The organism is Nocardioides caldifontis, assembly GCF_008087345.1.
Taxonomy (GTDB): Bacteria; Actinomycetota; Actinomycetes; order Propionibacteriales; family Nocardioidaceae; genus Marmoricola_A; species Marmoricola_A caldifontis.
Genome location: NZ_ML701736.1, coordinates 456398 through 471001, shown reverse-complemented (window position 1 = coordinate 471001; position 14604 = coordinate 456398). Strand labels below are relative to the sequence as shown.

At 72.7% G+C, this 14604-nt stretch carries 15 protein-coding genes; 3 read left to right on the top strand and 12 right to left on the bottom strand.

The genetic code is table 11. From position 1 onward, the window contains the following. Window positions 1-130 precede the first annotated feature (130 nt). From kal to kdd, 4 genes are read right to left on the bottom strand one after another with little or no spacing between them, the layout of a single operon-like run. Window positions 131-526 (bottom strand): 3-aminobutyryl-CoA ammonia lyase, encoded by a 396-nt coding sequence (kal, locus tag FIP57_RS05065; RefSeq protein ID WP_148572405.1) that lies wholly within the window; start codon window positions 524-526, stop codon window positions 131-133. Beyond that, window positions 523-1314, bottom strand: coding sequence for a lysine 5,6-aminomutase subunit beta (kamE, locus tag FIP57_RS05060; protein ID WP_148572404.1), 792 nt, complete (start codon window positions 1312-1314; stop codon window positions 523-525). The genes kal and kamE overlap by 4 nt, the downstream gene beginning before the upstream one ends. Beyond that, window positions 1311-2903, bottom strand: coding sequence for a lysine 5,6-aminomutase subunit alpha (kamD, locus tag FIP57_RS05055; RefSeq protein WP_148572403.1), 1593 nt, complete (start codon window positions 2901-2903; stop codon window positions 1311-1313). The genes kamE and kamD overlap by 4 nt, the downstream gene beginning before the upstream one ends. Beyond that, on the bottom strand, window positions 2900-3970 hold the full coding sequence (gene kdd / locus FIP57_RS05050) for an L-erythro-3,5-diaminohexanoate dehydrogenase (protein ID WP_203231060.1): 1071 nt from the start codon (window positions 3968-3970) through the stop codon (window positions 2900-2902). The genes kamD and kdd overlap by 4 nt, the downstream gene beginning before the upstream one ends. 135 nt (window positions 3971-4105) lie before the next feature. Here kdd and FIP57_RS05045 point away from each other — a divergent pair, with 135 nt between their 5' ends. Continuing rightward, window positions 4106-5524 carry a KamA family radical SAM protein gene (locus FIP57_RS05045; RefSeq protein WP_238993288.1) on the top strand — a complete coding sequence of 473 codons (1419 nt, stop codon included), beginning with the start codon at window positions 4106-4108 and terminating at the stop codon, window positions 5522-5524. On the opposite strand, the gene FIP57_RS05040 is transcribed toward FIP57_RS05045, so the two are convergent. Beyond that, entirely contained in the window at window positions 5521-6459 is a 939-nt protein-coding gene (locus FIP57_RS05040) for a 5'-3' exonuclease (RefSeq protein ID WP_338039889.1), read from the bottom strand. The two genes, FIP57_RS05045 and FIP57_RS05040, sit on opposite strands and share 4 nt — an antisense overlap. A gap of 82 nt (window positions 6460-6541) precedes the next feature. Between FIP57_RS05040 and FIP57_RS05035 the strand changes: the two genes are divergently transcribed. Both FIP57_RS05035 and FIP57_RS05030 read left to right on the top strand, forming a co-directional pair. Then, on the top strand, window positions 6542-6979 hold the full coding sequence (locus FIP57_RS05035; RefSeq protein WP_148572402.1) for an Lrp/AsnC family transcriptional regulator: 438 nt from the start codon (window positions 6542-6544) through the stop codon (window positions 6977-6979). Beyond that, window positions 6979-7584, top strand: a complete 606-nt coding sequence (locus FIP57_RS05030; RefSeq protein ID WP_203231059.1) for a maleylpyruvate isomerase N-terminal domain-containing protein — start codon at window positions 6979-6981, stop codon at window positions 7582-7584. The genes FIP57_RS05035 and FIP57_RS05030 overlap by 1 nt, the downstream gene beginning before the upstream one ends. A gap of 5 nt (window positions 7585-7589) precedes the next feature. Here the strand turns inward: FIP57_RS05030 and FIP57_RS05025 are convergent, their stop codons facing one another. From FIP57_RS05025 to FIP57_RS04995, 7 genes are all read right to left on the bottom strand, one after another. After that, window positions 7590-10352, bottom strand: coding sequence for a DEAD/DEAH box helicase (locus FIP57_RS05025; RefSeq protein WP_148572400.1), 2763 nt, complete (start codon window positions 10350-10352; stop codon window positions 7590-7592). Beyond that, window positions 10349-10888, bottom strand: a complete 540-nt coding sequence (locus tag FIP57_RS05020) for a hypothetical protein (RefSeq protein WP_203231058.1) — start codon at window positions 10886-10888, stop codon at window positions 10349-10351. The genes FIP57_RS05025 and FIP57_RS05020 overlap by 4 nt, the downstream gene beginning before the upstream one ends. A gap of 28 nt (window positions 10889-10916) precedes the next feature. Further along, window positions 10917-11294 (bottom strand): hypothetical protein, encoded by a 378-nt coding sequence (locus FIP57_RS05015; protein WP_148572399.1) that lies wholly within the window; start codon window positions 11292-11294, stop codon window positions 10917-10919. Next, complete coding sequence (gene tatC / locus FIP57_RS05010; RefSeq protein ID WP_148572398.1) at window positions 11294-12175, bottom strand: twin-arginine translocase subunit TatC; 882 nt, start codon at window positions 12173-12175, stop codon at window positions 11294-11296. Before tatC ends, FIP57_RS05015 begins: the two co-directional genes overlap by 1 nt. A gap of 61 nt (window positions 12176-12236) precedes the next feature. Beyond that, entirely contained in the window at window positions 12237-12524 is a 288-nt protein-coding gene (tatA, locus tag FIP57_RS05005; RefSeq protein ID WP_148572397.1) for a Sec-independent protein translocase subunit TatA, read from the bottom strand. A 106-nt stretch (window positions 12525-12630) separates the two neighbouring features. After that, the gene (locus FIP57_RS05000; RefSeq protein WP_148572396.1) at window positions 12631-13617 is read right to left on the bottom strand and encodes a helix-turn-helix transcriptional regulator; all 987 of its coding nucleotides are present in this window, start codon (window positions 13615-13617) and stop codon (window positions 12631-12633) included. Then, window positions 13614-14585: a helix-turn-helix transcriptional regulator gene (locus FIP57_RS04995; RefSeq protein WP_148572395.1), complete on the bottom strand. Its 972-nt coding sequence runs from the start codon at window positions 14583-14585 to the stop codon at window positions 13614-13616. Before FIP57_RS04995 ends, FIP57_RS05000 begins: the two co-directional genes overlap by 4 nt. Window positions 14586-14604 lie beyond the last annotated feature (19 nt).

Sequence of the window (14604 nt, the reverse complement as noted above, 5' to 3'; positions counted from 1 at the left end):
GGAGGGTGAAGTCAAGACGCCGTTGACCTGCGCGTTGTCGAGAACTCGCAGGTCAACGGCGGGGCGCCCGACACCAGATGTTCACCGCGAATTTCGTGCCGGGGCGGCGTGTCGCCGGGACACGCCGCGGTCAGCCGCGTGGTGGTACGACCACCACGCCGCGGGCGGTCGTCGCGACGACCGGTTCGTCGAGCAGCTCGGCGGCGGACTCCGCCAGGTCGGGCCTGCCTCGGGCCACGACGAGGAGCCGGAACTCGATCGTGCGCGACCGTCGGCCGGCCTCGACCAGCTCCGCGGTGACCTCCACGCAGTCGCCGGCCCGCACCGGCGCCTTGAACTGGACGTCGGAGTACGACGCGAACAGCCCCTCGTCGCCGTCGGTGCGGATGCACAGCTCGGTGGCCACGTCGCCGAAGAGGCCGAGTCCGTAGGCGCCGTCGACCAGCGCCCCCGCGTAGTGCGCGTGGGAGTACGGCACGTAGCGCCGGTGGATGACGGTGGTGCCGACCTCGGGCTGACCGCTCACGCCGGCTCCTCCTGCAGCTCCTCCGCCGCCGGTGCCGGGGCGGTCGGGTCCACCCCGCGTCGTGCGGCGAGCGCGTGCACGAGGTACGACGCCACGTCGGCCGGGGTGGTGCCCTTGGCGAACACCCGGTCGACCCCGAGCTCGCCGGCCATCGCCTCGTCGAAGCGGGGACCGCCGACGACGAGCACCGGCCCCTCCCCCTCCGCCCACTCCTGGCGGAAGGCGGTGGCCAGCTCCCGGGTGTTGCGCAGGTGGGCCTCCCGCTGGGTGACGACCTGGGAGACGAGCACCGCATCGGCCTGCTCGGCCCGGGCCGCGGCCAGCAGGTCGGGGACGGAGACCTGGGCGCCGAGGTTCACCACCTTGATCTCGCGGTAGTACTCGAGCCCCTTCTCGCCGGCGAAACCCTTGATGTTGAGGATCGCGTCGATGCCGACCGTGTGGGCGTCGGTGCCGATGCAGGCGCCGACCACGACCATGCGGCGACGGAGCAGCGTGCGGATCGCGAGGTTCGTCTCCTTCGGCGAGAGCAGCGGGTACTCGCGCTCGACGACCTTCACCTCGTCGAGGTCGACCAGGTGGGAGACCGAGCCGTAGACGACGAAGAAGGTGAACGACGGGCCGATCGGCTTGGCGTGGACCACCATCGCCGGCTCGATGCCCATCTTGCGCGCCAGCTGTTGGGCGGCGCCCTCGGCCTTCTTGCCGTGAGGCATCGGGAGGGTGAAGGAGAGCTGCACCATCCCGTCGCCGGTCGTGTCCCCGTAGGGGCGCATCAGCGCGCTCATCCGTCTCCCTCCAGCAGCTCGGCGGCCGGGTTGGTGTATCCGTCGGCCTTCTCCACCACGCCGTCGAGCCCGCGCCCGCCGTCGGCCGGGCGGCGCATCAGCCCGAAGGTGCCGTCGGCGATCGAGTCGAGCAGCCCGTGCTCGTGACGCAGGATCCGCTCGAGCAGCTCGACCGACTCCCCCAGCACCTGGTGCGCCCGCCGGGCGATGAACCCGTCGGGTGGCGGCCGGAAGTCCTCGACCAGCCCGCCCGCCGCGTCGCGGACGTAGCGGACGTTCTGCAGCGCCAGGTCGCGGTCGGAGAGCCACGGGGTCACGACGCCCTCGGTCATCATCCCGACCAGGAGGATCCCCTGGCCGGTCAGCATCCCGGCGAGGTTGAAGAACGCGTCGAGCAGGTAGCCGCGGAACACGTCGCCGGTCATGTGCCGGGTCGGCGGCATCCATTTCAAGGGCGCGTCGGGGAAGAGCTGACGGGCCAGCAGCGCGTGGGCGAGCTCGAGCCGGAAGGAGTCCTTGACGTCGGGGTCGATCTCGAACGCGTGGCCCAGCCCGAGCTGCCAGTCCTCCAACCCGGCCTCCTTGGCGAAGAACTCGTTGAGGAGCTGGCTGGTGGTGACGGTGTGCGCCGCCTCGACCGCGTCGGCCGTGGTGAGGTAGTTGTCCTCGCCGGTGTTGATGATGATCCCGGCGCGGGCGTGGACCTGGCGGCTGAACCGCTGGTCGACGAAGGTGCGGACCGGGTTGATGTCACGGAAGAGGATCCCGTACATCGAGTCGTTCAGCATCATGTCGAGCCGCTCGAGCCCGGCGAGCGCGGCGATCTCCGGCATGCAGAGCCCGGAGGCGTAGTTCGTCAGCCGGACGTAGCGGCCGAGCTCGCGGCTGGTCTCGTCGAGGGCGGCCCGCATCAGCCGGAAGTTCTCCTGCGTCGCGTAGGTGCCGGCGTACCCCTCGCGGGTGGCGCCCTCCGGCACGTAGTCGAGCAGCGACTGCCCCGTCGACCGGATCACGGCGATGATGTCGGCTCCCTCGCGGGCGGCGGCCTGGGCCTGCGGGATGTCCTCGTAGATGTCGCCGGTGGCGACGATCAGGTAGATCCACGGCGTCCGCTCCGGGTCGCCGAGCTCGCCGACCAGCGCCTCGCGCTCGCGGCGCCGGGCGTCGATGCGGCCGATCCCCAGCTCGAGCGCGGTACGAGCGGCGCGGCGGGCCGGCTCCGCGTCGGACCCTTCCGGGAGCCGGAACCGGACCGAGCCGGCGGCCGCCTTCTGGGCCAGCGTGGCGAGGTCCTCGGCCTCCCCGCGCACCAGCGCGTCCCACACCGGCAGCGTCACGCCGTGCTCGAGACCGACCTCCCCACGGACGGCGTCGACGAGCCGGTTGACCCAGGGGCTTCCCTCGGCGTCCGCGCCGGTGAGGCCGGCGAGACGGAGCGTGGCGCGCTCGACGCTGACCGTGGTGTGCCGGCGGGCGAGGTCGACGATCGGCGCCCCGACCTCCGCGGCCAGGGCCCGGGCCCGCCTGACGAGCTCGGGGTCGAGCGGCAGCAGGTGGGCGGTCTGCTGGGTGTGCTGGGTGCCGGTCATCGGACCTCCGCGGTCTCTCGGGCGATTCGGCGGTCGAACAGGGCGCGCAGCCCGTCGTGGGAGCGCAGCAACGACAGGGCCTGGTCGGCGTGGCCGGGGACGTAGCCGTTCCCCACCAGCATCGTGACGTCGGCCGCGAGCCCCTCGGCGCCGAGGGCGGCGGCGGTGAAGGAGGTGGCCATGGAGAAGAACACCACGGTGCCGCCCTCGCGGGTGGCGAGGATCGCGCCGCCCTCGCAACCCGGCACGTCGACGCAGACCACGGTCACGTGCGCGCCGCCGGGCGCGACCTCGTGGACGGCGGTGCGCAGCGCCACCGGGTCGGTGGCGTCGGCGACCACGACGTGGTCGGCCAGCCCGGCCTCGGTCAGCAGCGCCGCCTCGTCGTCGTGCGGGACCACGCCGATCGTCGTGGCGGCCCCGGCCTCGCGGGCCGCGGCGAGGGCGAGCGAGCCGGACTTCCCCGCGCCGCCGACCACCGCGACGGTGGCGCCTTCGTAGCGACCGACCACCCGGCCGGTCAGGGCTGGTGCCCCGCACACGTCCATGACCGCCAGCGCCAGCTCGGCGGGCAGGTCCTCCGGGAGCGGTGCGGCGATCGAGCGGCCGAACAGGATCGCGTGGGCGTCACAGGGCACCTGCTCGCTGCGGCCGTCCCACCGGGCGAGCCCGTCGTGGATCCGCAGCGGGGTCAGGCTCAGGGACACGAGCGTGGCGATCCGGTCGCCGACGGCGAGGCCGAGCGGGGACTCCGGGCCGACCTCCTCGACGGTGCCGATCAGCATCCCGCCGGAGCCGGTGACCGGGTTGTGCATCTTGCCACGCTGCTCGACGATCCCGAGCACCGCAGCGCGGACCCGGTCGCCGTCGCCGTCGTGGGCCTCTTCGAGCTGGCGGAACGACGCGGCGTCGAGGTTGAGCCGTTCGACGCGGACCCGCACCTCGTCGGCCCACAACCCCGGGCGGTCGTCGAGCCGCCAGGCGGCCTGCGGCAGCACGCCGGACGGTTCGAGGACGCGGTGGAGCCCCACCGGGTCGGACGGTCTGCTCGTTGCCGGGTCGGTCACCGTGGGATCCCCTCCACATCGGGCTCAGCAGCGGAAGACTTGCGGCGCGCCCATCGACGTACCGGAGAATCTGTGTCTACTCTGGCAGAGAGCCGGAACCCCGACAAGCCGACGCGCATGGCGCGAGGAGGACCGATGACGATCTCGGTGGAACGGCGCGACGCCACGCAGCACGGGCAGCACGGGAACCAAGGACCGGCTGGCCGTGTGCAGCCCTACGAGTACTCCCGCCGCGAGCTCGTCGAGCCGGACTGGACCCGGTTCCCCGGCTGGGCGTCGGTGACCGCCGCCGAGTGGGAGTCCGCTCAGTGGCAGCGAGCGCACTGCGTGAAGAACGTCGACCAGCTCCGCGCCGTGATGGGCGACCTGCTCGACGACGCGTTCTACGACGACCTGGTGCGCGACCAGCGCGGCACCGCGACGATGTCGATGCTCGTCCCGCCGCAGATGCTCAACACGATGGTCCCGACCGCCGAGCCGTCCGGGCCCGGCTCGTTCACCGAGGCGTTCTACGCCGACCCGATCCGCCGCTACATGGTGCCGGTCCACTCCGACCGGCGCACGGACTGGCCGACGCACCCGCGCGCGAGCCGCGACTCGCTGCACGAGCACGAGATGTGGGTGGCCGAGGGGCTGACCCACCGCTACCCGACCAAGGTGCTCGCCGAGCTGCTCTCGACCTGCCCGCAGTACTGCGGCCACTGCACCCGGATGGACCTCGTCGGCAACTCGACGCCGGCGGTGGAGAAGCTGCGCTTCGACCTCAAGCCGGCCGACCGCCTGAGCTCGATGATGGGCTACCTGCAGACCCACCCCGAGGTCCGCGACGTCGTGGTCTCCGGCGGCGACGTGGCGAACCTGCCGTGGGCGCGGCTCGAGGCGTTCCTCTCCCGGCTCCTCGAGCTCGACAACGTCCGCGACGTCCGGCTGGCGACGAAGGCGTTCGCCGCGCTCCCCCAGCACTGGCTCCAGCCCGAGGTCGTCGAGGGGCTCGGCCGGGTGGCGACCCTCGCGCGCAGCCGCGGGGTCAGCCTGGCGATCCACACCCACGTCAACCACGCGAACACGGTCACCCCGCTCGTCGCTAAGGCGACGGCCGCGGCGCTCGAGGCCGGGGTCCGCGACGTCCGCAACCAGGGGGTGCTGCTCGGCGGGGTCAACGCCGACGGGGACACCCTGCTCGACCTCTGTTTCGCGCTCCTCGACGGCGCGCAGATCATGCCCTACTACTTCTACATGTGCGACATGATCCCCGCCTCCGAGCACTGGCGGGTCTCGGTCGACGAGGCGCAGCGGCTGCAGCACGACATCATGGGCTACCTGCCCGGGTTCGCCACCCCGCGCATCGTCTGCGACGTGCCGTACGTCGGGAAGCGGTGGGTGCACCAGCTCGAGGAGTACGACCGGGAGCGCGGCATCTCCTACTGGACGAAGAACTACCGGACCTCGCTCGAGCACGCCGACGCCGAGGCCCTCGATCGGCGCTACGAGTACTACGACCCGATCCACACGCTCCCCGCCGCCGGTCAGGAGTGGTGGGCCGCGCACGCCTAGCTGCGCAGCGCCGTCAGCGTCTCGACCAGCCGCCCGGCCGGGCTGTCCAGCCCCCACCGCCGGCACAGCTCCACCAGTCGGTCCGGGTCGTCCGGGGTGAGTGGGAGGGCGAGGTCGGGGGCGCCGAGGTCGATGTCGCAGGCCACCTTGACCACGGTCGGCGCGACGGCGAGGTAGTCCCAGGCGTCCTTGACCTTCCGTCGCGGTCCGGGCGCGAGCTCGGACGACGGGTCCTCGGCCGCGGCGAGCAGCCCGGCCATGTCACCCCACTTCGCGAGCAGGGACGCGGCGGTCTTCTCCCCCACGCCCGGGACCCCCGGCAGCCCGTCGGACGGGTCGCCCCGCAGGGTCGCGAAGTCGGCGTACTGGCGGGCCTCCACGCCGTACTTCTGGCGGACGACCTCCTCGGTGACCCGCTCGTGCTTGCCGACCCCCCGCGCGACGTAGAGCACCCGGACCTCGCGCGCGTCGTCGACGAGCTGGAAGAGGTCGCGGTCGCCGGTGACGACGTCGACGGGCATCGTCGAGCTCGTCGCGAGCGTGCCGATCACGTCGTCGGCCTCGTAGCCGTCCGCGCCGACCACCGCGATCCCGAACGCCTCCAGCACGTCGAGGATCACCGGCACCTGCGCCTCGAGCGGGTCGGGCACCTCCTCGACGTCGGGCGCGGTCGCGCGCTCGGCCACGACCCGGTGCGCCTTGTACGTCGGCAGCAGCTCGACCCGCCAGGCCGGCCGCCAGTCGTTGTCCCAGCAGCAGGCCAGGTGCGTCGGGCGGTACTCCCCCACCAGCCGGCTGATGAAGTCCAGCAGCCCGCGGACCGCGTTGACCGGGGTGCCGTCGGGAGCGGTGATCGAGTCGGGCACCCCGAAGTAGGCGCGGAAGTACAACGACGCCGTGTCGAGGAGCATCAGCCTCGGGGTCTGGGTGGGCACCACGGCAGGCTATCCGTGCACAGCGTGAGACGAACCGGGACCGGCCGACCTGCCGACGGGTGTCGTCGCTAACCTCAGGTCCGTGGAAGAGATCGACCGGCGGATCCTGACCCTCCTGGCGGAGGACGGCCGGATGTCGTTCACCGACCTCGGCAAGGCGACCGGCCTCTCCACCTCGGCGGTGCACCAGCGGGTGAAGCGGCTCGAGGGCCGCGGGTTGATCAAGTCGTACGCCGCGGTGCTCGACTACGACCTGGTCGGGCTGCCGCTGACGGCGTTCATCTCGATCAGGCCGATCGACCCCTCGCAGCCGGACGACTCCCCGGAGCGGCTGCGCCACCTGACCGAGATCGAGTCCTGCTGGTCGGTGGCCGGCGACGAGTCCTACATCCTCAAGGTCCGGGTCGGCTCCCCGGCCGACCTGGAGGACCTCCTCGCCCGCATCCGCACGGCTGCCAACGTCTCGACCCGGACCACGATCGTCCTCTCCACGCCCTACGAGGGCCGCCCGGTCGGATGATGACGCGCTGGGACCACTCGCTCCGCGGGTTCGCCGACGCCGCGGCGTGGTTCGTCGCGACGGTCGGCCAGGTCGGTGACCGGTGGGGCGAGCCCGGCCTCGGTGAGTGGGACGTGCGGGCGCTGGTGGGCCACACCAACCGGTCGTTCCTGACCGTCGAGAGCTACCTCGGGCAGCCGGCCGCCTCCGTCGACGTGCCGAGCGCGACCGCCTACTACGTGGCCACCAGTGCCATCGCCGCGGGACCCGAGGTGGCGCAGCGGGGACGGGACGCAGGTGCGGCGCTGGGCGACGACCCCGCCGCAGCCGTTGCCGAGATCGCCGGCCGGGTGGTGGCGTTCGTCGGCACCCACGACGGCGCCGAGATGCTGACGACCGTCGCCGGCGGGATGCGGCTGGCCGACTACCTGCCGACGCGGACCTTCGAGCTGGTCGTGCACGGGGCGGACCTGTGCCGGGCGCTCGGCCTCGCGCCGACCCCGCCGGACAGCGCGGCGCGCCAGGCCCTGGAGCTGGTCGCCGCGCTCGCGGTCGAGCGTGGACGGGCCGGCGACCTGCTGCTGGCCGCGACGGGGCGACCCGGCCCGGCGTTCTCCGTCCTCTGACGGGCTCACTCCGACAGCGACGAGTAGGCGACCACCCCGCGCCGCAGCGCGTCCACGGTCGCCCGCGCGGTCTCCCGCAGCTCCGCGCCGTCCGGGGAGGCCCCCGCGGCGTCGGCCACCTGGCCGGCGAGGTCGAGCAGCTGCTTCATCCACCGCACGAAGTCGCCGGCGGCCAGGTCGGTCACGGTCAGCACCTCGTCCAGCGTGGCGCCGTTCGCCCACGCCTGCGCCGCCCAGGCGAACCCGAGGTCCGGCTCGCGGAGGAACTCGAGCCGGTTCTCCTTCTCGAGGGCGTCGAGCTCGGCCCAGATGCGCACCATGTCCCGGATGACCTCGCGGACCGGCCCCTGGGGCGGTCGCGGCGACGTGGCGTCGTCGGAGCGCCGGGCCTCGAACACCAGGACCGAGAGCGCCGCGGCCAGGTCCGCGGGCGGCAGCCCGCGCCACAGCCCGGCCCGGAGGCACTCCGCCGCGACCAGGTCCATGTCGGTGTAGACCCGCATCAGCGTGCGGCCGTTCTCGGTCACCTGGTCGTCCGGGGAGAGGTAGCCGAGCGAGGCCAGCACGTCGCAGACCCGGTCGAACTGCCGCGCGATCGTGTTGGTCCGCGACTCGATGCGGCGGCGGATCCGGGCCACCTCGCGCTCGAGCTTGTGGTGCCGCTCGGCCCAACGGGCGTGGGACTCGCGGTCCTCGCAGCCGTGGCACGGGTGCTGCCGGATCTCCTTGCGGAGCCGGGAGATCTCCTGCTCCTCCGGCTCGCTCGCCGGCCCGCCCCGGCGGCCGCCACGACGGCTCGGCCGCGGCCCCAGCTGGCCGAGCCTCGTCGCGAGCTGGATCGACAGCTCTCGCCTGGACTGGGCGTTGCGGCCGTTGAAGTTCCGCGGCACCTTCATCCGGGTCAGCGGCGTCGCGGGCCGGTTGAAGTCGACGAGCGAGAGCCGCCGGGCGTGCCGGTCCTCGGTGAGCACGTAGGGCCTGGGGTCGTCGCGGTCCGCGCGGGTGCCGGGGTCGATGACGACCGCGAAGCCGGAGTACTTCCCCGTCGGCACCTCGATGACGTCGCCAGGGCGGAGCGCCTCCAGCGACTCGGCGACCTGCTTGCGACGGTCGGCCTTCCGGGCCCGAGAGGCCGCGGACTCCGCCTCGCCGAGCCGACGCCGGAGGTCGGCGTACTCCATGAAGTCGCCGAGGTGGCACTGCGCCGCCTCGGCGTACCCCGCGAGCCCCTCCTCGGCCTTCCGCAGCTCGCGCGCCATCCCGACGACCGCCTTGTCGGCCTGGAATTGCGCGAACGACGACTCCAGCAGCTCGCGCGCCGTCGTGCGGCCCACCTGGTTCACCAGGTTCACCGCCATGTTGTACGACGGACGGAAGCTGGACCGGAGCGGATACGTCCGGGTCGACGCCAGCCCGGCCACCGCCTTGGGGTCCATGCCGGCGCTCCACAGCACCACCCCGTGGCCCTCGACGTCGATGCCGCGGCGACCGGCGCGGCCGGTGAGCTGGGTGTACTCCCCCGGCGTGATGTCGGCGTGGGTGTCGCCGTTCCACTTCACCAGCTTCTCGATCACCACCGACCTCGCCGGCATGTTGATGCCGAGCGCGAGGGTCTCGGTGGCGAACACGACCCGGCACCGCCCCGCGGCGAAGAGCTCCTCGACGCACTCCTTGAACGTCGGCAGCATCCCGGCGTGGTGGGCAGCGATCCCGCGGGTCAGCCCCTCCAGGAAGTCGTGGTAGCCGAGGACGTGGAGGTCCTGGTCGGGGATGTGCCGGCACCGCTCCTCGACGTACTCACGGATCGCGTCGCGCTCCTCCGGCGTGGTGAGCCGGAGGTTCGCGTTGAGGCACTGCTGCACGGCGGCGTCGCAGCCGACCCGGCTGAAGATGAAGTAGATCGCCGGCAGCAGCCCCTCGCGCTCCAGCCGGTCGACCACGTCGAACCGCGTCGGGAGCCCGCCCCGCGGTGGCGTCCGGCCGCGTTGTCCGCGCCCCTTCTGCCGGTCGGAGGTGCGCCTGGAGCGCCAGTCGTCGCGAGCCACCCGCAGGAGCTCGGGGTTGACGCGGCTGTCGGGGCCGGCGAACCCGCTCTCGTCCTCGAAGAGGTCGTGGAGCCGGCGCCCCACCATGATGTGCTGGTAGAGCGGGACCGGCCGGGTCTCCTCCACGATCGTGGTGGTCGCGCCCCGGACGGTGGAGAGCCACTCGCCGAACTCCTCGGCGTTGGAGACGGTCGCGCTGAGCGACACCACGGCCACCGACTCCGGGAGGTGGATGATGACCTCCTCCCAGACCGCGCCGCGCATCCGGTCGGCGAGGTAGTGCACCTCGTCCATCACGACGAACCCGAGCCCGGAGAGCGTGTGCGAGCCGGCGTACAGCATGTTGCGGAGGACCTCGGTGGTCATCACGACCACCGGCGCCTCGCCGTTCACCGAGTTGTCGCCGGTGAGCAGCCCGACCTTGTCGGCGCCGTAGCGGCGGACCAGGTCGTTGTACTTCTGGTTCGACAGCGCCTTGATCGGCGTGGTGTAGAAGCACTTGCGCCCCTGCTCCAGCGCCAGGTGGACGGCGAACTCGCCGACGATCGTCTTGCCGGACCCGGTCGGCGCGGCGACGAGCACGCTGTCGCCGGCCTCCAGCACCTCGCAGGCACGGACCTGGAAGTCGTCGAGGGGGAAGTCGTAGAGCGCCCGGAAGTCGGCGAGCACCGGGGTGTGCTGCTCGGCACGGAACTTGGCGTAACGCTCGGACGGCGAGCTCATGGCGCTCCTCGCAGGTCGGGGTCGTCGGCGACGAGCACGCGCAGCGCAGCGGGCTCGGCGGTCACCGTCGCCGGCAGCGGGCCGAGCCGCTCGCCGTCGGCGTAAGCCACGATGCCAGGCGCCGCCACGGTCACCTCACGCACCCGGTGGTGCTCGTAGGCGGGGTGCGAGGTGTGGGTGCCGCTGAGCAGCTTGGGGTAGGCCGGGAGCAGGTCGCCCTTGCCGACCTCGTGGAACACCACCACGTCGAGCAGCCCGTCGTCGAGCCGCGCGCCCTCGGTGATCCGGAGCCCGCCGCCGAACGACGGGCCGTTCCCGACCGCCACCAGAACTGCGTCCACGCTCTTGCTGTTCCCGTCCAGCCCCAGGACATACGGGATCGGGCGGAAGACCCGCAGCTCGGCGAGGGTGGCGAGGTTGTCCGGGTCCTTGCGCGGCACCCCGAAGTAGCGGGCGGCGTCGTCGACCGCGGTGGCGTGGAGCGCACGTCCCTTCCCGGCCGTCGGGTTCGTCAGCACAGCGATCTCCCGGGCCACCTCGTCACCTTAGCCAGCGGTGGTCGCCTTACAGGCGCAGCGCGACGGTGAACCGCTCGGGCGCCGAGCCGACCGCTTTCGCGAGCCGGCGGACCGCCTCGAGCACGAGCGCCGCGTCGACGGAGCTCCCGGGGGCCGCCAACGTCAGCCGGCCGTCCTGCTCCAGCGTCAGCACCTCGTCGCGGAGCCACGCGGCGTGCGCATCGCACCGCCACCGCTCCTCGAGCACCGGCCGCGGGAAGGCGAGGTCCCCGGCGAGCACGTCGCAGGGCAGCTCCGCAGTCGCCGAGGTGAGGGTGCCCCGGACCAGGTGGCTGCGGCCGTCGGTGCTGGTGCCCCCGCGCCAGGTGACCGCCTCGACGCCCAGCCACTCGGGGAGGTCGAACGGATCGACCGGAGCGACCATCAGTCGTCCTCGTCGAGGTCGGAGGCGGTGAACCGCTCGACGGTGTGGTCGAGCTCGGAGGCCTCGTCGTCGTCCCACTGCTCGGCCGCCCGGCCGCGACGCCGGTCGACCAGCCGGGCGATGATCTCGGAGACGACGAAGAGGATCGTCATCGGCAGGGCGAGCATCAGCATCGAGAACGGGTCGGTGGACGGCGTCGCGGCGGCGGCGAAGACGAAGGTGCCGAGGATGATCCAGGCGCGGTACTCCCCCAGCGCCTTGCCGGACACCACGCCCGCGAGGTTCAGCATCACCACGAACAGCGGGATCATGAAGGCCACGCCGAAGACCAGCAGCATCCGGGTGAAGAAGCTGAAGTACTCCCCGAACTCCACCAGGTTCTCCAGCTCCACCGGGGTGAAGCCGATCAGCACCTCGAGCCCCTTGGGGAGCACGTAGTAGCCGGTGGCCACGCCCAGCATGAACAGCGGCCCGGCGATCGCCATGAACACCCGCGACCAGCGCCGCTCGTGGGGGTGCAGCCCCGGGAGGATGAACGCCCAGATCTGGTAGAGCCAGAACGGGCTGGTCACGATCAGCGCCGCGATCCCGCTGAGCTTCAGCTGCAGCAGCAGCGGACCGGCCGCGCCCTTGATGTACGCCTTGGTCTCGACCGAGTCCCCCAGCCGCTCCTTGGCGTCCTCGTAGGGGCCGAGGACGAGGTTGAGCAGGGGGTCGTAGAAGAAGAGCCCGACGACGAACGCGACCACCAGCACGACCACCGAGCGGAGCAGCCGGGCACGCAGCTCACGCAGGTGGTCGGCGAGCGCCATCTTGCCGTCGGGGCCGACCGCGGACTCCGGTGGCGTGCGGAACAGCGTGGCGACGCCGGCGAGTCTCATCGGATCGTCTCCAGCGTGCGGGCAGGGGTCGGCTCAGCGAGGGTGAACGGTGAGGAGCTGCTCAGCGCTCGGTGTCGCGGTAGGGAGCGGGGTCCCCGTGCGGACGGGTCTCGCTCTCCGGCACGGCGTGCGGCGTGTCGGGGCGCATCGGGTCGACCCGCTCGGAGTCGATCTGGCGCTGCTCGGGGGTCTTGGTGTCGTCGTCGTCCATGAGCCCCTTGGTCTCCGCCTTGAAGATGCGGAGGGCCCGGCCGCTGCCGCGCGCCAGCTCGGGGAGCTTCTTGGCGCCGAAGAGCAGCACCAGGACGAGCACGATCAGGATGATCTCCGTCGGACCCAGCGAACCCATGTCAGTCAGTCCTTCACCATCGACGCGTACGCCGGCCGCTGCCGACGTGCCGTGCCCATCGTACGCACGTGCTCCCCGCCCCGGTCGGCAACCGGGGGTCGGACGGTCACCCGTAGTTGCTCAGCGCCTCCTCCGCGCTGCGCCTGACGGCCTCCGCGAGCTCCTCCGGCTCCACCACCACGGCGTGGCCGCCGAGCCGCAGGGCCAACCGGACGAGCCAGGCCGGGTTGCCGACGCGGAGGCTGACCAGGAGGCTGCCGTCGGGCTCCTCGGCCACCTCCTCGACCGGGAAGTACTCGGTCACCCAGCGGGCCTGCGGGGCCACCCTGAGCCGCGCGAGCAGGTCGTCCGGCGACGGCCGGTAGATCCCCTCGCTGAGGTCGAGCGGCTCCGCCGAGGCGTGCTCGGTCACCGGCGTGTCGAGCAGCTCGGCGTCGGCCACCCGGTCGAGCCGGAACAGCCGGCGGTCCTCCACGAGGTGGCACCAGGCGTCGAGGTAGCTGTGCCCCTCGCTGGTCGTGATCGCGATCGGGTCCACCACGCGCACCGTGACCTCGTCACGGGTGGGCGACCGGTGGGTGAGCCGCACCTGGCGCCGCCCGGCGACCGCCCGGCCCAGCACCGACCCGAGCGCCTGCTCGTCAGGGTCCTCGGCGACCCTGATGTCGACCTGGGCCGCCACGCCGGCGGCCTCGCCCGCGGCCTCCTCGATCTTGCGCAGCGCCCGGGCGACCACCTCGCGCTCCGCCTCACGGCCGCCCTCGAGCAGTGCCCGGAGCCCGACCACGAGGGCCGCCGCCTCCGTGCTGTCGAGCCGCAGGGGGCGGGCGAGGAAGTCGGCGTTCGACAGCCGGATGACCCCTTCGCCCTCGAGGGCGTCAAAGTCCACGTCGATGAGGTCGCCCATGCCGAGCCCGGGGAGCCCGCAGAAGAGCAGCACGTTGATGTCGCGCCGGATCGTCCCCGGCGTCACGCCGAACTCGCGCGCCGCCTCCTGCACCGACACCTCGCCGCGCGCCTGGAGGTAGGGCACCAGCGCCAGCAGCCGGTTGACCTGGGTGCGGGAGCCGCCGGGGCTCGGGCGGCTGCTCACGCCGTCACCCGCTCGACGACCGCGCGGAGGTGCTCGACGACCGCGTCACGCAGCTCGGGGGGCTCCTGCACGACGAGGTCCGCGCCGTAGCCGAGCAGCTCGTCGGTGAAGGTGTCGAGCCGCCCGAACCGGAGCTCGAGCCGGTCCCAGCCGGGCCGCGCCGCCGGCCCCGACGAGACGGCGCGGTGGCGGAGGGCGACCGCCTTGCCCGCGCGTACGTCGACGACGGCGGTGCGTTCCTCCGACGGCGGCGCCAGGATCCCGGTGAGCTCGCGGATGTCGGTGCCCTCGGGCACCGTGAAGGAGCCGGCCGGACCGGCGAACCTCACCTCGCCGACGACCCGGGAGAGCCGGAACATCCGCTCGGCGCCGCGGTCGAGGTCGCGGCCCACGACGTACCAGCGGGCACGGTAGGAGACGATCCCCCACGGCTCGAGCCGCCGCACCGCGGGTTCGGTCGCCGTCCCGGTGCGGTAGCCGAACGTGACCGGGCGGCGTTGCGTCACCGCCTCCCAGAACGTCTCGAACGACGGCTCGTCGGCGGCGAGCTGCGGGTGCGCCACGTCGAGCGCCTCCCGGTCGACCTCGACACCGGCGGCCTTCAGCTTCATCAGGGCGTCGGAGGTCGCGGACGCCAGCCCGGCCTGCTGCCAGACGCGCGCCGCGAGCCCGATCACCGCCGCCTCGTCGGCGGTCAGCGTGATCTCGGGGAGCTCGAACGCGGAGCGGACGATGCGGTAGCCCTGCTCGTCCTCGAACAGCGCCTCGTGGCCGCCCATCTCGATGGGGACGCCGAGCGCGCGGAGGTCCTCCTTGTCGCGCTCGAACATCTTCTCGAAGGCCTCGTCACTGGCGGCCTCGCGGTAGTCCGGGATGACCTGGCGGAGCCGCTGCTTGGTGACGTAGGTGCGGGACACGAGCAGCGCGATGAGCAGGTTGAGCAGCCGCTCACTCTTCCGCGCCGACACCACTCCCCCTTCCGGCCGC